At 68.4% G+C, this 15650-nt stretch carries 16 protein-coding genes; 3 read left to right on the forward strand and 13 right to left on the reverse strand.

Features of this window, described 5'->3' with window-relative positions; genetic code table 11:
* Nucleotides 1-173: 173 nt before the first annotated feature.
* From DPQ64_RS02355 to DPQ64_RS02370, 4 genes are all read right to left on the reverse strand, one after another.
* Nucleotides 174-1463 (reverse strand): outer membrane protein assembly factor BamB family protein, encoded by a 1290-nt coding sequence (locus tag DPQ64_RS02355; RefSeq protein WP_115862756.1) that lies wholly within the window; start codon nucleotides 1461-1463, stop codon nucleotides 174-176.
* 60 nt (nucleotides 1464-1523) lie between these two features.
* Complete coding sequence (gene hemG / locus DPQ64_RS02360; RefSeq protein ID WP_115862757.1) at nucleotides 1524-2900, reverse strand: protoporphyrinogen oxidase; 1377 nt, start codon at nucleotides 2898-2900, stop codon at nucleotides 1524-1526.
* Complete coding sequence (hemH, locus tag DPQ64_RS02365; RefSeq protein WP_115862758.1) at nucleotides 2897-3961, reverse strand: ferrochelatase; 1065 nt, start codon at nucleotides 3959-3961, stop codon at nucleotides 2897-2899. The genes hemG and hemH overlap by 4 nt, the downstream gene beginning before the upstream one ends.
* Nucleotides 3962-4036: 75 nt before the next feature.
* Nucleotides 4037-4777 (reverse strand): PepSY domain-containing protein, encoded by a 741-nt coding sequence (locus DPQ64_RS02370; RefSeq protein WP_115862759.1) that lies wholly within the window; start codon nucleotides 4775-4777, stop codon nucleotides 4037-4039.
* 159 nt (nucleotides 4778-4936) lie between these two features.
* Between DPQ64_RS02370 and DPQ64_RS02375 the strand changes: the two genes are divergently transcribed.
* On the forward strand, nucleotides 4937-5647 hold the full coding sequence (locus tag DPQ64_RS02375) for a DICT sensory domain-containing protein (protein WP_115862760.1): 711 nt from the start codon (nucleotides 4937-4939) through the stop codon (nucleotides 5645-5647).
* A gap of 74 nt (nucleotides 5648-5721) precedes the next feature.
* On the opposite strand, the gene DPQ64_RS02380 is transcribed toward DPQ64_RS02375, so the two are convergent.
* The 3 genes from DPQ64_RS02380 to DPQ64_RS02385 form a co-directional block, all read right to left on the reverse strand.
* The gene (locus DPQ64_RS02380) at nucleotides 5722-6471 is read right to left on the reverse strand and encodes a ribonuclease H-like domain-containing protein (RefSeq protein ID WP_115862761.1); all 750 of its coding nucleotides are present in this window, start codon (nucleotides 6469-6471) and stop codon (nucleotides 5722-5724) included.
* A 394-nt stretch (nucleotides 6472-6865) separates the two neighbouring features.
* Entirely contained in the window at nucleotides 6866-6988 is a 123-nt protein-coding gene (locus DPQ64_RS19710; RefSeq protein WP_269814463.1) for a hypothetical protein, read from the reverse strand.
* A gap of 441 nt (nucleotides 6989-7429) precedes the next feature.
* Nucleotides 7430-7765 (reverse strand): hypothetical protein, encoded by a 336-nt coding sequence (locus tag DPQ64_RS02385; RefSeq protein ID WP_115862762.1) that lies wholly within the window; start codon nucleotides 7763-7765, stop codon nucleotides 7430-7432.
* A 138-nt stretch (nucleotides 7766-7903) separates the two neighbouring features.
* Here DPQ64_RS02385 and DPQ64_RS02390 point away from each other — a divergent pair, with 138 nt between their 5' ends.
* A complete protein-coding gene (locus DPQ64_RS02390; RefSeq protein ID WP_115862763.1) occupies nucleotides 7904-8692 on the forward strand; it encodes a YihY/virulence factor BrkB family protein in 789 nt (262 codons plus the stop codon).
* A gap of 51 nt (nucleotides 8693-8743) precedes the next feature.
* On the opposite strand, the gene DPQ64_RS02395 is transcribed toward DPQ64_RS02390, so the two are convergent.
* The 3 genes from DPQ64_RS02395 to DPQ64_RS02405 form a co-directional block, all read right to left on the reverse strand.
* Nucleotides 8744-9322, reverse strand: coding sequence for a hypothetical protein (locus DPQ64_RS02395; protein ID WP_115862764.1), 579 nt, complete (start codon nucleotides 9320-9322; stop codon nucleotides 8744-8746).
* Nucleotides 9323-9364: 42 nt separating this feature from the next.
* A complete protein-coding gene (locus DPQ64_RS18520) occupies nucleotides 9365-10261 on the reverse strand; it encodes a hypothetical protein (protein WP_157971557.1) in 897 nt (298 codons plus the stop codon).
* Between the two features lie 394 nt (nucleotides 10262-10655).
* Nucleotides 10656-12026, reverse strand: coding sequence for a geranylgeranyl reductase family protein (locus tag DPQ64_RS02405; RefSeq protein ID WP_115862765.1), 1371 nt, complete (start codon nucleotides 12024-12026; stop codon nucleotides 10656-10658).
* A gap of 120 nt (nucleotides 12027-12146) precedes the next feature.
* On the opposite strand from DPQ64_RS02405, the gene DPQ64_RS02410 reads away from it, so the two are divergent.
* Nucleotides 12147-12482, forward strand: coding sequence for a 2Fe-2S iron-sulfur cluster-binding protein (locus DPQ64_RS02410; RefSeq protein WP_115862766.1), 336 nt, complete (start codon nucleotides 12147-12149; stop codon nucleotides 12480-12482).
* Between the two features lie 99 nt (nucleotides 12483-12581).
* Here the strand turns inward: DPQ64_RS02410 and DPQ64_RS02415 are convergent, their stop codons facing one another.
* The 3 genes from DPQ64_RS02415 to DPQ64_RS02425 form a co-directional block, all read right to left on the reverse strand.
* Complete coding sequence (locus DPQ64_RS02415) at nucleotides 12582-13394, reverse strand: aminoglycoside N(3)-acetyltransferase (protein WP_115862767.1); 813 nt, start codon at nucleotides 13392-13394, stop codon at nucleotides 12582-12584.
* 129 nt (nucleotides 13395-13523) lie between these two features.
* Entirely contained in the window at nucleotides 13524-14114 is a 591-nt protein-coding gene (locus DPQ64_RS02420; RefSeq protein ID WP_115862768.1) for a flavin reductase family protein, read from the reverse strand.
* Nucleotides 14115-14251: 137 nt separating this feature from the next.
* On the reverse strand, nucleotides 14252-15400 hold the full coding sequence (locus DPQ64_RS02425; RefSeq protein WP_115862855.1) for an MBL fold metallo-hydrolase: 1149 nt from the start codon (nucleotides 15398-15400) through the stop codon (nucleotides 14252-14254).
* Between the last annotated feature and the right edge of the window lie 250 nt (nucleotides 15401-15650).

Genomic DNA, 15650 nt, shown 5'->3' on the forward strand with positions numbered 1-15650 from the left:
CTGCCCATTTGGGAGTTCGTGCCATCGGACCTCGGCTTTTCGTGAAGGTTCGGTCCGGTCCGAGCGACAGGTCGACTCGTCCCGACCCGATACCCCAACCCCGATTCGTCCCGACTCGACGCGCCCATCGAACTCGAATCGACCAACGTGCCCGAGATCGTGCCGCGACCCCCCTACCGAAGCGCGTACACGACGCCCGGCCCGCCCTCGTCGTCGTCCGGAGTGGTCCCAACGAACACCGTCTCGGCGACCGGCGCGACGGCCCGCACGTCGTAATCGGTCTCGAACGACCACTTGCGGTCGCCGCCGGGCGTGAATCCAAGCAGGCGACTCCGACCCTCACCCGGCGTGTCGGAGTCGGCACCCGTTCCCGCGAGAACGGTCTCGCCGCCGACTGCGACCTCGGTGACCCAGTCGCTCGACTCCCAACGCCACTGTTCGGCCCCGTCGTCGAGCGAGCAGGCCACCAGCGCGTGGTAGCGGTCGCTCCCCTGTCGTTCGCGGTACGAGAAGAACCCCCGCCTGCGCCCGACCGCCGGCGAGCAGGTCAGGACGGGAAAGGCGTCCTCCGGCGGCGTCGCGGCGGTCCACGCTCGCTCGCCCGTATCGAGGTCGAACGCGTACACGCTGGGGTCGTCGGAGCGAGGCGGTCGCCTCTGCCCGACCACGGCAACGTCGCTCGCCACTGCGGGTGAGACGAGACCGCCGCCGCCAGACACGTTCCACTCCACCGGCGGCGGACCGTGAGTCAACACGTCGCTGACCCGGCGCTGGCGGTGTCGGCGCAGGCCACCGCCGGAGACGAACAGCGAGCTATCGGCGACCGCCGGAAGGCCGCCGTCGCCGGTCCACAGCGTCCGGCCCGAATCGGCGTCGAGCGCGGTCAGGCGGTAGTGGCTCCCGGCGAACACGGTGCCGTCTGCCACGACGAGGCCCCGGACGCTCTCGACCGACGACCCCCACTGCCGGTCGCCCGTCGCGGCGTCGAGTGCGACCAGTTCCTGCGACTCACCCCAGTAGGCGGCCGCGTAGAGTGACCCGCGGCGGAGGGCGAGCGTCGCACCGCCGGTGTTTGCGGTCCACAGCACGTCGCCGTCCGCGCGGTCCAGCGCCGCGACGCCGGGATGGCGACCATCTCGCCGTACCTCACCGCCGACGTAGACGCGCTCTGGACCGACGACGATCGACTCGACCTGTCCGACGGGCTGTGTGCGCCACGCCACGGTCGGCTCGTCGGGCGCATTTGCGTGACGGTTCGCCGCCGCGTTTCCGGGGCCGTAGCGGTCGTGGGGCCACGTGCCGAACGAGGGCGTCCATCCGTCGACCGGCCCGACGCCCATCTGCGTGGTCGCGCCCGCGACGCCGGCCGTTGCGAGGCCCAGACCGCCGAGGAGTTGGCGCCGGGAGAGATCGAGTCGGCCGCTGGGGAGGTCGAGTAGACTGGGGGAGCGTTCGGGAACCATGTCGGGGACGTGACGGAAACGCGAGAAAGAACCTTCGATGCGACTCCGGGCCGGCGGGATTCAACTCTCGACCGTCGGCTCTGCCAACGCCGCGGCCAGCGACTCTGCCAGACTCTCTGCCTCCCGAATCCGGCTCGGGATTCCCATCCGTGAAGTGTAGTTCGTCGCCAGCCGAACGCCGTCCGGCAGTTCCACCTGCTCGACGGCGTCCCACGAGTGGTCGTACGCCGGGAACCCGCGCCGGAGCCGATTCACGTCCACGACTTCGGCCGGCGCGCCAGTGACCGCCTCGAACTCCGCGGCCGCGATTTCACCGATGCGGCTGTCGCTCTCGTCGAGCACCTCGGGGTCGTGCATGCCGCCGAGGAAGACCGTACAGATATCGCGGTCGAACATGCTCGCGTTCCACGACGCGCCGAGCGTCCGCAGGTCCTCGCCGAAGCCGACCTGATAGCCGAGCGCGTCGGGCGCGGGGGCCTCGTCGGCGTTCGCGTCGAGGTCGGTCCGGAGGTACACCATCGCGAGCGAGTTGTAGTTCAGTCCGCGGAGCGCCCCGACCGACTCGGGCGCGAGGTCCGCGACGAGGTCGGCGGTCAGGTCCGCGGGCGTGGTCAGGACGACCTGCTCGACCTCGGTCGTCCCGTCGGGCGACTCCAGCGCGAACGAGTCGTCGACTGCCTCGACTCCCGTGACGGGCGTCCCGAGTCGGACCGAGTCGGCGTGTGCCTCGGCGAGCGCGGCGGGGAGTCGCTGGAGGCCGTCGTCGAACGAGATGGCCGGCGGGGCGTCGCGGCCGCCGGCCGTGCGCTTGAACGCGGCCTTCAGCAGGCTCCCCTCCTTGGCTTCGAGCGCGAGGAACCCCGCCAGCGAGTGGCCGACCGGCATCTCCGCGGGGTCCGAGCCGTAGACGCCGCCGAACAGCGGGCCGAGCATGTTCCGGTACGTCTCCTCGCCGAACTTCCGGGTGAACAATTCGCCGGCAGACTCGTCCGGTCGCCCCGGCTCGGTGAACGGTTCGGCGAGTACCTCGCGCTTGGCCTCGGCTGACAGCAGGTCGGTCGAGGCGAACGCCGACGGCGAGGTCGGCACGGGCTGGATTTCACCGTCGGCGTACACGCACACCGGGAGGTCCGGATCGGCGGTGCGAACTTCCTCGTCCAGTCCGAGGTCCGCGATAAGGTCGTCGACCCGGTCGGTGCGGCGCATCCGCTGGGGGCCCCACTCCAGTACGCAGCCCTCGACGCGCTCGCTTCTGATCACGCCGCCGGGGTCGGGTGCGGCCTCGAACAGGACGTAGTCGACGCCCTGCCGGTCGAGATAGTGGGCCAGCGCGAGGCCGGTGATGCCGCCGCCGACGATGCCGACCGACCACACCGCGCGGACGGCGGGCGGCAGCGCCGCCCTCCGCGCTCCCCGGCCCTGTTTGCCGACCGTCATATCCGCTGGACTGGGGCGTTCAGACACATCGCGTCGCGGTCCTCGGCGCACGCACACTGACGGAACTGGTAGTAGCCGGGGTCGAACTCGCCAACGAACGGCTCGGCGAGGTCGGCCAGCACCGAGCCGAAGCGGTCGTCGTCGTGGGGCACCGGCACGCGGTAGAAGTCGAGTCCGACGGCCTCGGCCTCCTCGCGGAGTTCGTCGTCGAGCTCCGACAGCGTCTCGCTCTGCTCGTGCATGAAGCTCACCGGCTCGACCACGACGCGCTCGACGTCCTCGCGCTCGCCGAGTTCCTCGACCACGGCCTCGACCTCGGGCTCGGTCCACGGGATGTCGCGGTTCTCGTGGTTCTGGTAGCCCACCGAGTAGTCCTGGACGCCGAGCTTCCGACCGAGCACCTCGCAGAACTCCTCGACGTAGGCGTCGTACCGGCTGCCCTCGTCGAGGTAGTGGCTCGGCGTGCCGTGGGCCGAGTACACCAGTTCTGTGGCAGGGTCGCCGAGGTCCAGCCCGTGTGCGTCCGCGAACCGGCGGACGTTGTCGGCTCGCAGTTGGTTGTACCCCGGATGGCGGTGCCAGCCCGTGATCTCGGCGACCGGCGCGTCCCAGTCGCGGGCCTCGACCGCGTCGGTCAGGTCCTCTAGCGCGGCGACCGTCGTGGAGGCCCCGCAGAGCGGGTAGACGGGCAGGCCGACGAGCGAGTCGACGCCGTCCTCGCGGGCGGCCTCGACCGCGTCCTCGACGAACGGCTCGGTGAACTGCATCCCGACGTACGTCTCGACGTCGTACCCGCGGTCGCCGAGTTCGCCGGCCAACGCGTCGGCCTGCGCTTCGGCCTGCGGATTCAACGGCGAGCCGCCGATCTCCTCGTACTCTTCGATGAGGCCGGGCGCGCGCCGCTCGGCGAGCTGGCGGGCGCGCTCGCGGGCCTCTTCCTCCGTGTCGGCGTCCTCCAGCGACGCGTTGTTCAGGAAGATGCGTTCGAGGTACGGGACGACTTGCTCGCGGGTTGGTTCGGCCGGCTCCCCGAAGTTCAGCAGGACGACCCCAGTTGTCATATTCGACCGTTAGGACAGTGTGCTGTAATACCTGTCGTTCGCGGGTCGGGTCGCCGCGGGCGCGATTCGATTACGTCAGCCCCCGCCCTCGGCTTCGGTCGTGAGCACTCCGTCCTCATCGGGGTTGGCGGCCACGACGGCCGTCGACTGGATGCCCTCGCCGGAGACCGTCTCGATCGTGTAGCGAAGCTGGCCGTCCTGCTCGCTCAACTCGACGGACGTGACGGTGGCGTTCTCGCCGGTCTGGTTCCGGAGGAGTTCCACGGCCTCGATAGCGGACCGGATCGAACTCGCCTCGGCCTGCTCGGTCGGCACTCCCTCGTCACCGCCAAACAGGCCATCGAACAGCCCAGATCCGTTCTCGGACTGGCGCACCTCCCTGACCGACCCGTCGGTCGCGTTCACGTCCACGACGAAGATGCTGTCGTTGGGCAACAGCACGTCTATCCGATAGATCATCGTCGGCCGTTCGAGGTCGGTGACGTTGGTGTCGCGGCTGAGTTCGGCTCCGACCGGGGTGCCGTTGGTCTCGTTCCCCGCCGCCCCCATCGCCTCGACCACCGGAATCGTGACGTTGGTCGTGTTGTTCGCCCCCTGCTGTGTCACTCCCGCGTCGGTCGAAGCGTGGGTCTCCGCGTCCGTCGGCGCGTGAGTCTGTTCGTCGGCCAGTGCGTCGGCACTACCCTCTGGTTCGGTCGCCCACGCGCCCCCGGCCCCCGCGACGCTCAGGACTCCGACGACGAGCAGCGCGCAGACTCCGAGCACTGCCCAGCTCCCGACCGTCAGCCACCCCGTCCGTGGATGCTCTCCTCCCATGGTACAACCGCTAAAAATCGACTGGAGGAAAGCCGTTTCGGCCGAGGTGGTCTCCGCTTCGGCCGCGGTGGTCTCCGTTTCGGTCGGAGGTTCCGGAAGCACCTGCCCCTCGTATCACCTTTAAGATGATTCGGCCGTAAGGTTCGACAGACGCAGCAAATGACACTTTCGTCCATCATCGAGGACGTGACCGGTGAGGCGCGAACGCTGACCGTCTACGACTCGTCCGATCCGGAGGCGGTTCAGGCGGTCGAGGAATACTTCTCGGTCCAGCGAGTGAGCGTCGAGGAGGCGACCGCACCCGACGGCCCCGACGACTTCGTGGTGCTCCACGACGACGGCGAGTTCCTCGCGGCCGCCGATCTGGAGACGCTTCGCCGGGCCGTCAGCTTCGAGACGGGGCTGGTCGACTCGGCGGAGATCGCCGAGACCCCGGTTCCGGAGATCCTCACCCACGTCGGCAACACCACGTTCACGTCGTACGGGAAGCGACGCATGATACTCGCGTCCCGAGAGATCGAAGAGCAGGCGTGGCGCACCGGTGACGGCGAACTCCACTCGGGGTTCCAGGACCTGTCGCTGTTCCGCGACCAGTGGGACCTCTACGAGCGCGTCGCGAGCCATGGCGTCGATATCCACGCCTACGGTGTCCCGGACTGGCGACCGCCGGAGGTCCCGTGGCTGACGGTCCACGGCACCGACAGCGACGAAATCCGCCAGTCGTGGTTCGTGGCGTTCGACGCGCCCGACGACCGCGACTGTGCGCTGGTCGCGACCGAGCGCGAACCCAACGAGTTCGAGGGGTTCTGGACGTACGACGGGGGTATCGTCGGCGACGTGTTCGGCCACCTTCGGGAGACGTACTCCTGACGGGGTTCCGGTCGAGACGGGGCCGCGTCGCCAGTCAGTGAACGTAGGGGTAGTCGGCGGTGGAAGTACGGCAGTCAGCGAACGTGGGGCTCGAACACGTCGGCCCGGAGGCTGGCGTGGACGTGGTCGAGCAGTCGCTTCAGGTTCTCGGCGTCCTCGCGGTTGTACCGCACCAGTCGTTCGAGCGCGGCGTCGTCCTCGTTGCGGTCGTAGCGGTGCCAGAGCCGCACCGCCTCGCGGCCGTCCACGTCGTCGTCCTCGCGGTCGATGCCGACCTCGCGCTCGACGGACTTGAGCCCGCCCGAGAGGCCGACCTGCTTGGCGAGGTACATGAGATCGAGGTGGGGCGTCTCCACGTCGAGCGCGAAGCAGTCCTCGAGAAACGGCTGGTCGAACCGCTTGCCGTTGAACGACACCAGTATGCTCGACTCGGCGAACTCCTCGCGGAGGGCTTCGCAGGTGAGGTCCTCTCCCTGTACGTACGTCCGGGTGTCGCCGCCGCGGTGGAGGCTGACGGTGGTCACCTCGTGGCGCGCGCTGTCGAGGCCGGTGGTCTCGATGTCGAAGAAGCAGGCGTCCTCGGCGAAGTTGTCGTACGCCCGCCAGAGGCTCCCGCTCGGCAGTTGATCGCCGAAGAAGGCGGCGTCGCCCGCGTCGAGGCGTTCGCGCGCCGCGCCCACGAACTCGCGGACGTTCTCGGTGGTCTTCGGGCCGAGCAGGCCGTCCTCGAAGTCGTCCCAGTGGGTGACTCCCTGTTCCCAGAGCTTGCGCTCGGTCTTCTCGCCCACCCCGCGTGCCGCGATGAAGGAGTTCTGCAGTTTCATTACTGGGTCGGATTGGTGGCAGGGGTCTTAGTCGTAGGTGGTTCGTTGGTTGGCTACTGGCGAGTGGAGGGTGGCGTCTCGTGGGGTGATGTAGTTCGTCGATTCGTCTTTCCGCCCTCGCGTCCGCTGATTCGTCTTCTCCGTCCCGGCGCGCGTTTGGGCGTCTCCGCCCCGGCGCGCGTTTTTGGGCGCGGCGCGCGAACGCGCCGCGCCCTAGCGTGGGAGGGCCGAGCATCGCAGGCTGAAAGCCGAGAAGCGCAGGCGGTTGGGGAGGACGAGGTGCGGTCGCGGTGCGGTCACGGCGAGGCGCAAGCAGTAGCTAGCGTCTCGTTTCCTTCTATTTACGAATCGACAACTCAACCGATAGCCAAAGCAGCAGCTCGCTCTCCGCCAATCAGTCCACGAACTCGATGTCGGTGTCGCAGATCGGACACGAGTGGACGCCCGCGTCCGCGTCGAGTTCCGATTTACTTCCGGTCCACCCACAGTCCGGACAGAGGACGGTCTCCTCGCTCATGGGCGTCTCTTTCTAAGGCTGATACATAAGAGTAGGGTACAGGAGTTCGGGGAAGTACCTCGATTATGGGTGCGAGTTTTCGGTGATGAAGCTGATACTGTTGTGATGTCAAAGGAACGTCGAGGCAGCTAGCTGCTGCTTGCGCCTCGCCGCGACCGCACCGCAACCGCACCGCAACCGCACCGCAACCGCACCGCAACCGCACCGCAACCGCACCGCAACCGCACCGCAACCGCACCGCAACCGCACCGCAACCGCACCGCAACCGCACCGCAACCGCACCTCGTCCTCCCCAACCGCCTGCGCTTCTCGCTTCGCTGCGATGCTCGGCCCTCGCGCGCGTTACTCGCGCGCGCCGTGATTTCAAATAAAACGGTGAGCGCACTGTCGGCAGCTTAAATCGAGCGCACGAGCCAAAGACGGCCAAGAAATACCTGAAAATCAGGCGAGCAGGTCGCGATACGCCGGATGGACCCAGCCGTACTTGACCTCGGTCAGTCCGTCGGCCACGTCGTCGCCGCGCGAGAGGGTCTCGGCTTCGGCCTGTCGGACCGCCTCGGCGTCGAACGGGATCGCGGAGACGAACACGCCCTCGTAGTGGTACACCACGCGCTCGCCGCCCGCCTCTAATCCGACCAGCGAGTACGCCCCGTTCGACCGGCGCAGGACGTTCGCCGCCATCAGGTAGACGTCCGCGCCGCCGCGCTCGCGAGCGATGGCCTCGCAGAGCTGGTCGAACAGTTCGGTCCGCCCAGTGGGTGCGACCGTGCTGGACATACGCATTACTGCGGGTCGGGACCGTAAAGGGGTGAGCCACGCGCGGTGAAACTGAAAGTAGCCGCGAGCGCGGAGCTTCTGGCACGTCTCTGCCAGCGCGGGAACCACCGTTTTGGGGAACGCTCCCGTACGACTGGTATGTCGCTCCGGGACGGTGCGGTCGAGACCGTGGTGGCCGTCGCTCGGACCGCGTACGACCACGAGGTCCAGTACCCGGCCGCCGCGCTCGCGTACTACGCGTTCGTCTCGCTGCTGCCGCTGCTGGTCATCCTGCTGGCGGTCGTGCGCGAACCCGTCGCCGAACAGGTTCGGGACGCTGCGCTCCGGTTCCTCACGCCCGACGCCCAGCAGTTGGTCACCGAGGCGCTGGCCGACTCCTCCGGGCGAGTGGGTGCGACCCTGTTCGCGCTGGTCGTGCTGGTCTGGAGCGCGGCGAACATCACCACGGGTCTCCGCACCGCGGTCGAGCGCATCGAGGGGACGAACAGCCCGTCGCTCCACGGTCGCCTCCGGGACGCGGCCGCCATCCTCGGCTCGCTCGGCCTCGGGACCGCGTCGGTCGTCCTCGCGAGCGGGCTGTTCGCGCTGTCGCCTGCCGCCTCGCCGCTCGCGATAGGCGGGCTCGTCGTCCTGCTCGGCGCGCTCACGGTCGCGTTCCTGCCGCTGTACTACGTCCCCTCGCGCGCGGTCACCTCGCTCGCGACCGCGCTCCCCGGCGCGTTCACCGCCGCGGTCGGCTGGGTGGTCCTGCTCGCGGCCATCCGGTTCTACGTCGGGAACGCCGCGACGTACGCCATCTACGGCGTCCTCAGCGGCATCCTCCTCGTGCTCACGAGCCTCTACCTCGCCGCGGTCGTGCTCATGGTCGGCTTCGTCGTCAACGCCACGCTCGCGGAGACCACCACCGCCGCCGGACCGCCTCGATAACGCAACGGTCCGAATCCAAGAATGTCCCGCCGCGGCACACTGACCGCGATTCTACCGACCGCCAGTCCCCGCGTTCCCGCCGACCTCGCTCCCGCCGGACTCGCCGTCCGAGTCTCCGTCGCTCCCAGTGTTCCCCCCGCTTCCCGTGTTTCCACCGTCGCTCACCGTCTCTTCATTGTCGCTCTCGGTCTCCTCACCGTTGCCGCTATTTCCGTCGCGCCCGTCGCTGGTGGACTCTCCGCCAGTGCTCGCCTCGGTAGTCACCGTTCCCTCGCTCGTGGTCGCCGTTCCCCCGCTCGTGGTGGTGTTTTGGCCGGTCGCCCCAGTTGGAGTGGCCGTCGTCGCCGTCGCTTCGACCGTCACCGACGAACCGGAACCGGATGGGGACTCGACCATCCCACTGGTCCCGCCGCTCGCCGTCTCCCCGGCTCCCTCCGTCGTCGGTGCCGTCGGTGGCGTCGTCGCGGCTGTTCCGCCGGCCGTCGTCGCGCCTGATTCGCCGGTCGTCGTTCCGGCTTCCGGAATCGAGGTCGGGGAGTCCAGCGGTACTATCGCGGCGTATCCGCCGCCGACAAGGGCCAGCACCGCCGCGACGGCGAACAGTCGCGTGCGACGCGAGTCCGCGTTCATGAGCCACCACGCGTGGAGTTACTCACGGTTCGTCACCGAGTGCTACGCGCCGTCGTTGCCGTTGCCGTTATTTCCGCCGTTGCCGTTTCCGTTGTTGCCGTTATTCCCGCCGTTGCCGTTCCCGTTGTTGCCGTTTCCACCGTTCCCGTTCCCATTCCCCTTGCCGTTCCCGGTGCCATCGTTGTCGTTTCCGTCGTCTCCGCCTCCGTCTCCGTTTCCGTCGTCCCCGCCTCCGTCTCCGTTCCCGTCGTTCCCACCATCACTTCCACCGTCGTCACCGTTTCCACCATCGCCGCCGTCGCCGTTCGATCCGCCGCCGGTGCTGCCGCCGGTTCCGGCTTCGCCGTCGATGCCGCTCCCGTCACCGTCGCCGAACTCGACCTCGTCGTCGCTCACGACGACGCTGAACTGCGCCTCGGCAGCGTCCGTGTACGGCGAGGATCCGTCGCCGTTCCGGAGTTCGGCCGTGACCCGGACCCGAATCGGACCGGTCTTCTCGGTCTCGTTTTGCGGGGGCTCGAAGTCGCCGGGGGTCCACGCGCCGTCGAGCAGGCTGCACTGGTTGTCGAACTGGTAGGCGTCACTGCCGGCGGTCCCGCCGGAGACGCTACCGTCGTCCTCGCTCCCGAGCGTTTCGTAGTCGCCGCCGGGCGTCTCGGCCTCGACGGTGAACGTGATCCCCGTCGGCGGCGAGTTCAGGCCGTCCCACGAGTAGGTGAGGTCCGGCCGGAGCCAGATATCGGTCACGCTGCCGTCGTCCGATGAGAGCTCGACGTCCTCGGCCGTGAACGAGTTGTCGTTCACCGTCGCGCGACCGGACTGACTGAACGCGCCGAGCCCGAGCGCGGACGCCCCGCCGACGCCGGCGAGGCCGCCAAACAGTTTGAGTGCAGTACGTCGCGTCGTCCCCTGATTCGTGCTTTCGTCGGTCCCGGTCATGGGTGGAGTCAGTTTCGTTGCACTGCGCGTCACCGCCGCCGTCGGGCGCGCTGCTCGTGGCCACCGCTCTCGGCGTCGGGATGTGTGTTGCTCCCGAGGAACGCCCCGAGAGTCGCCCGCGACTGGAGTGGCGTCCCGTGGTGACTGTCGTTACGCAGTGTGTATCGGCATCTGTCGATTCCTCTCAGTATTGTTATGCAGTTGCTGCCGACGAGACTAGGGAACGCGTGAAACACCGCATATGGCTCCTAACCGGCCGCCGTGCGGCCACTGACCAGTCACCGTGGAACCACTGAAAACGTATCACGGGATCCCTGAACGAGTTCAAACGCTCCCTGAAACCCGCCGAATGGCCGGGGAAGCGGAAAAATCCGGAGAAACTGACTGCTCGCGCTCAGTACTTCGGGTCCGCGCCGGTCGTCGCGTAGATGTCGTCCATGATGGCGTCGCGCTGGTTCTGCCACGCCGCGAGGTCGCGTGGCGAGGACGGGTACTTCTCGTAGTGGTCGATGAGGTCGTCGGCCAGCGACTTCGTCTTGTACAGGTCGTAGATGAGGTCCCAGTGGCCAAAGGACTTGATCGCGGTCTGGATCTTGAGCCACCAGCCGACGTTGGCCGAGCCGGAGTACAGCGCCTCAGCGAGCTTGGTGGCGGGCAGCGCGCCGAGCATACCCATCAGATCGTCGACGTCCACGGCGGTCGAGAACACGTTGTACACGTCGAGTCCGGCGTAGCGCGCGCCGAAGTGGTCCATCACGCGCTCGTTGTACTCCCAGAGGTTCGCCTCGCTCACCGCACCGTCCTCCATGGCGTCGATGGCCGATTCGGCCGCGTACTTGCCCGCGTACGCCGCCCCGGCGATGCCGCCGCCGGTGGTCGGGTTGACGTGGCCCGCGGCGTCGCCAACCGCGACGAACCCGGGCGCGACCGCCGAGTCGTACGGCCGCCGCGTGGGGAGGGCCGCGCCGAGTTTGTCCTTGACCGTCGCACCGTCGAACTCCGGCCGGTTGCGCAGGTCGCTCTTGAGGTCCTCGACCAACTGCATCGGCTCCTCGTTCATCTGGAACCCCAGTCCGGCGTTGATCTCGGTGTCGGTCCGCGGGAAGTACCAGAGGTAGCCCGCCGCGCGCGAGGTGGGCTTGAACACGAGTGCGTCGTCCCAGGCCACCGGCTCGTCGACCTCCACGATCTCGCGGTACGCCGAGCAGAACTGCGAGTAGGTGACGTTCGTGTCGAAGGTGGCATCCGCGAGGTCGGCCTTGTCCTGCAGGATCGACAGCGACCCCGCGGCGTCGACGACCACCTCGGCGTCGTAGCGCTGGACGCTGCCGTTTCGCTTGCCCCGGACACCCGTCACGTGGCCGTCCTCGCGCTGGGTCACGTCCTTGACCACCGTGTCGTAGTGGAACTGCGCCCCGGCCTCGTTCGCGCCCTCGATGACGCGCCGACCGTACTCCCAGCGGTCGATGACCGCAAGTTCGCCCGGGACCGGAATTTCGAGGACGGTGTCCTCTTGGGGGATCTCGAACCGGCCGTGGTCGACGTCGGTGTTGGTGAACGACGACTCCAACTGGGACTTCGGGATCGCCTCCGGGAAGGCGTTCGCGCCCTTGAGGGCGTCACCGCAGGCGATGTGGCCCGCTTCTTCCTCGTTCTTGCGCTCGACGACGACGACATCGTAGCCCGCGTTGGCGGCGGTCGCGGCGGCGTAACATCCGGCGGTCCCCGCCCCGACGACGACGATGTCGCACTCGTGGGTAGCCATATGCTTGCGCTACGTGGCGGAGGGGGCAAAACTCTTTATACGCGAATCCGCGTTCTGTCGTTTCAACGCCGACAGCCCGGGCGATAAAGAGTTTAGTGACGGCGATTCGTATGTCGGCCTATGACCGAGTACACCGTCGAGTTCGTCGGCACGGGCGAGAGCGTGACGGTCTCCGACAAGGAGACTATCCTGAGCCGGTGCATCGAGGAGGGCGTCGCCCAGGAGTACTCCTGCCGGGTCGGGATGTGTCTGGCCTGCTCGGCCAAGATCGTCGAGGGCGAGGTGACCCAGCCTGCCGCGCGCGGACTCACCGACGAGGAGGCCGAGAGCTACGCGTTGACCTGCATGGCCCGGCCGCAGAGCGACCTCGTGCTCGACCGCGGGAAGTACCCGCCGAGCATCGAAGACGCAGGGACGCTGGAGGGCGACAGCGAAGCCGCGGCGGCCGACGACTGAGCGGTCCGAATTCTTCGAGAGTGTCGGTCGCTATCCGAACGTGTCGACTGGGAAGATTCCGCCAGCGTTGAGACCCCTGCCCTCGATTCAGAAGTTTCCTCAGTCCCGATTCTCCTCGAACCACGCCGCGCCGTAGTCCACGATCTCTCGCTGGGAGACCAACTTTGCGTCCGCCATGCCGACCGTCCTGCGCGTGACCGCTTCGGGATGGTCGTCCTCGAAGTCCCGTCCCACGTCGGCGAAGTCGTCGGCGTCGTATTCGAGCTGCTCGAACTCGATCAGCTCCGTCTCGCCGTCGTCGCCGACGACCGGCGCGATCTGGGTCGAGACGCCCTGCTCGCGGTCGGCGCGGTGCTCCGCGAGGTGGAGCGAGGTGTCGGTGTCGTGGTCGGTCCCGAGCATCAGGATGGTGGCGTCGCGGTCGTAGAGCCGGGCCAGCGGGGACCCCTCACCCATTCCGTGGTCGTACGTCTGAGCTGCGACGACTTCCTCGGCGTTCGCGCCCCACGCCCCGAACGAGTACGACGGGTGGCGACTCCGCAGCACGTCGGGGTAGTTCCGGAAGCACTCCGGAATCGCACCCACGCCTCGGGTCGGCGTCACCTCGGCGCGGTAGGGCGGGCGCTCGGTCCGGATCGTCTCCTCCCAGTCGTCGGGCACCGGCGGGTTCTCCCACCGGGCGGGGTCGGTGTACTGGGGCGAGTGAGTGGGCAGTACGAGGGTCCCCTCGGTCGTGAGAACGTCCATCAGCGCGTCCACCACCGCTGGCGGCCCGCCGGCGACCCAGCCGAGCGACGACAGCGAGGAGTGGACGAGCAGCGTGTCGCCCGACTCGACACCGAGGCCGCGGAGGTCCTCGGCGATCAGCTCGGGCGTCATCGGCTCGTCGCTGCGCTCGATGCGTTCTTCCATGGGAGGCTGTGGGCCGGTAAGCGCCAAAACCCTTGTTACCGTGAGAGTAGTGATACCACGCTTCGCGGCTCCCGAAACGAGGCGACTGCCGACGCCGGGCGGAGTCGCCCGGCGTCGGCAGTCGCCTCCTCAGGGCGGTCGCTCCATCGAGAACCGGTCGTCGGTCGGCGCGTAGAGGCTCCCCGAGAGCCGTCCAACCGCGTCGAGTTTCTTGACGTCCAACTTTCCGTCGGTCACCACCGAGTCGTCGACGCGGACCCACTCGACCTCGCCGAGCACCATCGACGACCCGCCCACGTCCACCATCTCGTAGAGTGAACACTCGAACGCGACCGGTGACTCCGCGACCTGCGGGGGCGCGACCGTTCGCGAGTCGGCCCGCGAGACCCCCGCGCGGTCGAACTCGCTCTCGCCCGCGGGGAGGGTCGCCGCGGTCTCGTTCATCGCCTCGGCGACCGACTCGGTGACCACGTTGACCACGAACTCCTCGGTCTCGCGGACGTTCCGGGGCGTGTCCTTCAGCCCTTCGGGCGAATCGGCATCGTCCACCGGCGCGAACATCACGACCGGCGGATCGACCGCGACGACGTTGAAGAAGCTGTACGGCGCGAGGTTGTCCACGCCGTCCGGACTCCTCGTGCTGACCCACGCGATGGGTCTGGGGACGACCGCGCCCGCGAGAGTGCGGTACATCGACACCTCCTCGGGGTCGAGTTCCATATCGGCGGGAGGGGCCGGGCCGGCGAAACGATTGCGATTCGACCGAGCGCCGAGTGACGAACACTCCGGCTCGTTCCGCCGGTCCGTCCTCGGTCACGACCGCGCGGCGTCAGTCCTCGGCCGCGACCGCGCAGTCGTCAGTCGTCGCCTGCCACGGCACAGTTGTTCGGCCCCAGCTCCATCTCGAACGCCGTCTCGTCGTCGACCGACTCGCGCCCGAGATTCACCGGGACGATTCGCTCGACGTTGGCAGGCCGAGGCGGGAGCGAGTCGACGATCCGGCCGACGAACGACGACCGGTCGTCCGGTATCCGGAGGCGCTCGCGGACCGTCCCCAGCCTCGCGACGAAGGTGTCGTTCTCGTCGGGATTCGGCACGGCGTCGGGCGTGCGGTGGCCGGGCGCGACCAGCGTCTCGTCCGAGAGCGCGAGCAACCGGTCGGTCAGCGTGTCGTAGAGCGTCTCTGCGAGATCGCGTGCGCCCTCCTCGCCGCGTTCGAGGTCGGGCCGGCCGAAACTCTCCGCGAACAGCGCGTCGCCGGAGAACAGCATATCGCCGAGCCGGAACGCGGTCGACTCGGTGGTGTGGCCCGGCGCGTGGAGGGCGGTCAGGGTCGCGTCGCCGACTCGGATCTCCTCGCCGTCGTCGAGCAGTCGGGCGTCGAACGCGAGCCCGCGCTCGTCGGCTCCGGCGGGCAGGATGGCCTCAGCGTCGGTTTCGTCGGCAAGTCGGCGCACGCCAGAGAGGTGGTCGGCGTGAACGTGCGTGTCGACCGCGTAGCGGAGCGTCGCGCCGCGCTCGGCGGCGTCTTCTACGTAGCGGTCGGCAAAGGCTCGTAGCGGGTCGATTACGGCGGCTTCCTCGCCGGAGACGAGCAGGTACGCGAGACAGCCGCTCGCGGGCCGGTCGTACTGGATCACGGTGGCGTCGGGCGGAAGCGCGGCGGTCGGAAGCTCGCGCGCGACGTACACCCGCGCCCAGCCGCGCATCCCGCTCGCGAGGTTCCGGGCCTCGACGCCCTCCTCGCGCAGGAGGTCGGCCACGGTCGCGCTGGCTTCCCCGCGCGGGCAGACCGCGATAATCGGCTCGGGGAGGTCGAGGTCGTTTGCGAGGTCGGCCACCTCGCCGCGGGCCTTCGCGGCCACGAACTCGGCGTACGGTTGCTGGACGGTCTCGACGGTCTCGCCGTCGATGTGCCACGCCTCGAACTCGTCGCGGTTGCGCACGTCGAGCAGGCTCACGGGCTCGCCACGGCGGATTTTTTCGTGGAGATCTTCGGGCGTCACCGCTTCTGCGTCGGGATTCTGCTCGGCGTCGTCACCGTCCTGTTCTCCGATGTCGTCGTCGGTCATAGCTGATTGTTGGTTTGCAATCGAGAAAACGCTGTGGCAGACGTGTTGAAACTGAACGCCGAAGTGAACAGGTCATCGAAAGCCCTCGACGGGCTCGCGGTCGCTCAGTGACATATCCTCGGCTCACTTCGTTCGCCTCGGATAGCGGTCACTGAGGCGACCACGCGGTGCGCGGGCCCGCCTC

It is taken from the genome of Halorussus litoreus, assembly GCF_003382685.1.
Taxonomy (GTDB): domain Archaea; phylum Halobacteriota; class Halobacteria; order Halobacteriales; family Haladaptataceae; genus Halorussus; species Halorussus litoreus.

What these genes read in the sequence shown, in the direction of transcription:
- hemG (WP_115862757.1), bottom strand. Translation starts at nt 2,900, where the DNA reads ATGACGGTCGGCAAACAGGGCCGGGGAGCGCGGAGGGCGGCGCTGCCG.
- DPQ64_RS02385 (WP_115862762.1), bottom strand. Translation starts at nt 7,765, where the DNA reads ATGTCCAGCACGGTCGCACCCACTGGGCGGACCGAACTGTTCGACCAG.
- DPQ64_RS02380 (WP_115862761.1), bottom strand. Translation starts at nt 6,471, where the DNA reads ATGAAACTGCAGAACTCCTTCATCGCGGCACGCGGGGTGGGCGAGAAG.
- DPQ64_RS18520 (WP_157971557.1), bottom strand. Translation starts at nt 10,261, where the DNA reads ATGACCGGGACCGACGAAAGCACGAATCAGGGGACGACGCGACGTACT.
- DPQ64_RS02410 (WP_115862766.1), top strand. Translation starts at nt 12,147, where the DNA reads ATGACCGAGTACACCGTCGAGTTCGTCGGCACGGGCGAGAGCGTGACG.
- DPQ64_RS02405 (WP_115862765.1), bottom strand. Translation starts at nt 12,026, where the DNA reads ATGGCTACCCACGAGTGCGACATCGTCGTCGTCGGGGCGGGGACCGCC.
- DPQ64_RS19710 (WP_269814463.1), bottom strand. Translation starts at nt 6,988, where the DNA reads ATGAGCGAGGAGACCGTCCTCTGTCCGGACTGTGGGTGGACCGGAAGT.
- DPQ64_RS02420 (WP_115862768.1), bottom strand. Translation starts at nt 14,114, where the DNA reads ATGGAACTCGACCCCGAGGAGGTGTCGATGTACCGCACTCTCGCGGGC.
- DPQ64_RS02355 (WP_115862756.1), bottom strand. Translation starts at nt 1,463, where the DNA reads ATGGTTCCCGAACGCTCCCCCAGTCTACTCGACCTCCCCAGCGGCCGA.
- DPQ64_RS02390 (WP_115862763.1), top strand. Translation starts at nt 7,904, where the DNA reads ATGTCGCTCCGGGACGGTGCGGTCGAGACCGTGGTGGCCGTCGCTCGG.
- hemH (WP_115862758.1), bottom strand. Translation starts at nt 3,961, where the DNA reads ATGACAACTGGGGTCGTCCTGCTGAACTTCGGGGAGCCGGCCGAACCA.
- DPQ64_RS02415 (WP_115862767.1), bottom strand. Translation starts at nt 13,394, where the DNA reads ATGGAAGAACGCATCGAGCGCAGCGACGAGCCGATGACGCCCGAGCTG.
- DPQ64_RS02375 (WP_115862760.1), top strand. Translation starts at nt 4,937, where the DNA reads ATGACACTTTCGTCCATCATCGAGGACGTGACCGGTGAGGCGCGAACG.
- DPQ64_RS02370 (WP_115862759.1), bottom strand. Translation starts at nt 4,777, where the DNA reads ATGGGAGGAGAGCATCCACGGACGGGGTGGCTGACGGTCGGGAGCTGG.
- DPQ64_RS02395 (WP_115862764.1), bottom strand. Translation starts at nt 9,322, where the DNA reads ATGAACGCGGACTCGCGTCGCACGCGACTGTTCGCCGTCGCGGCGGTG.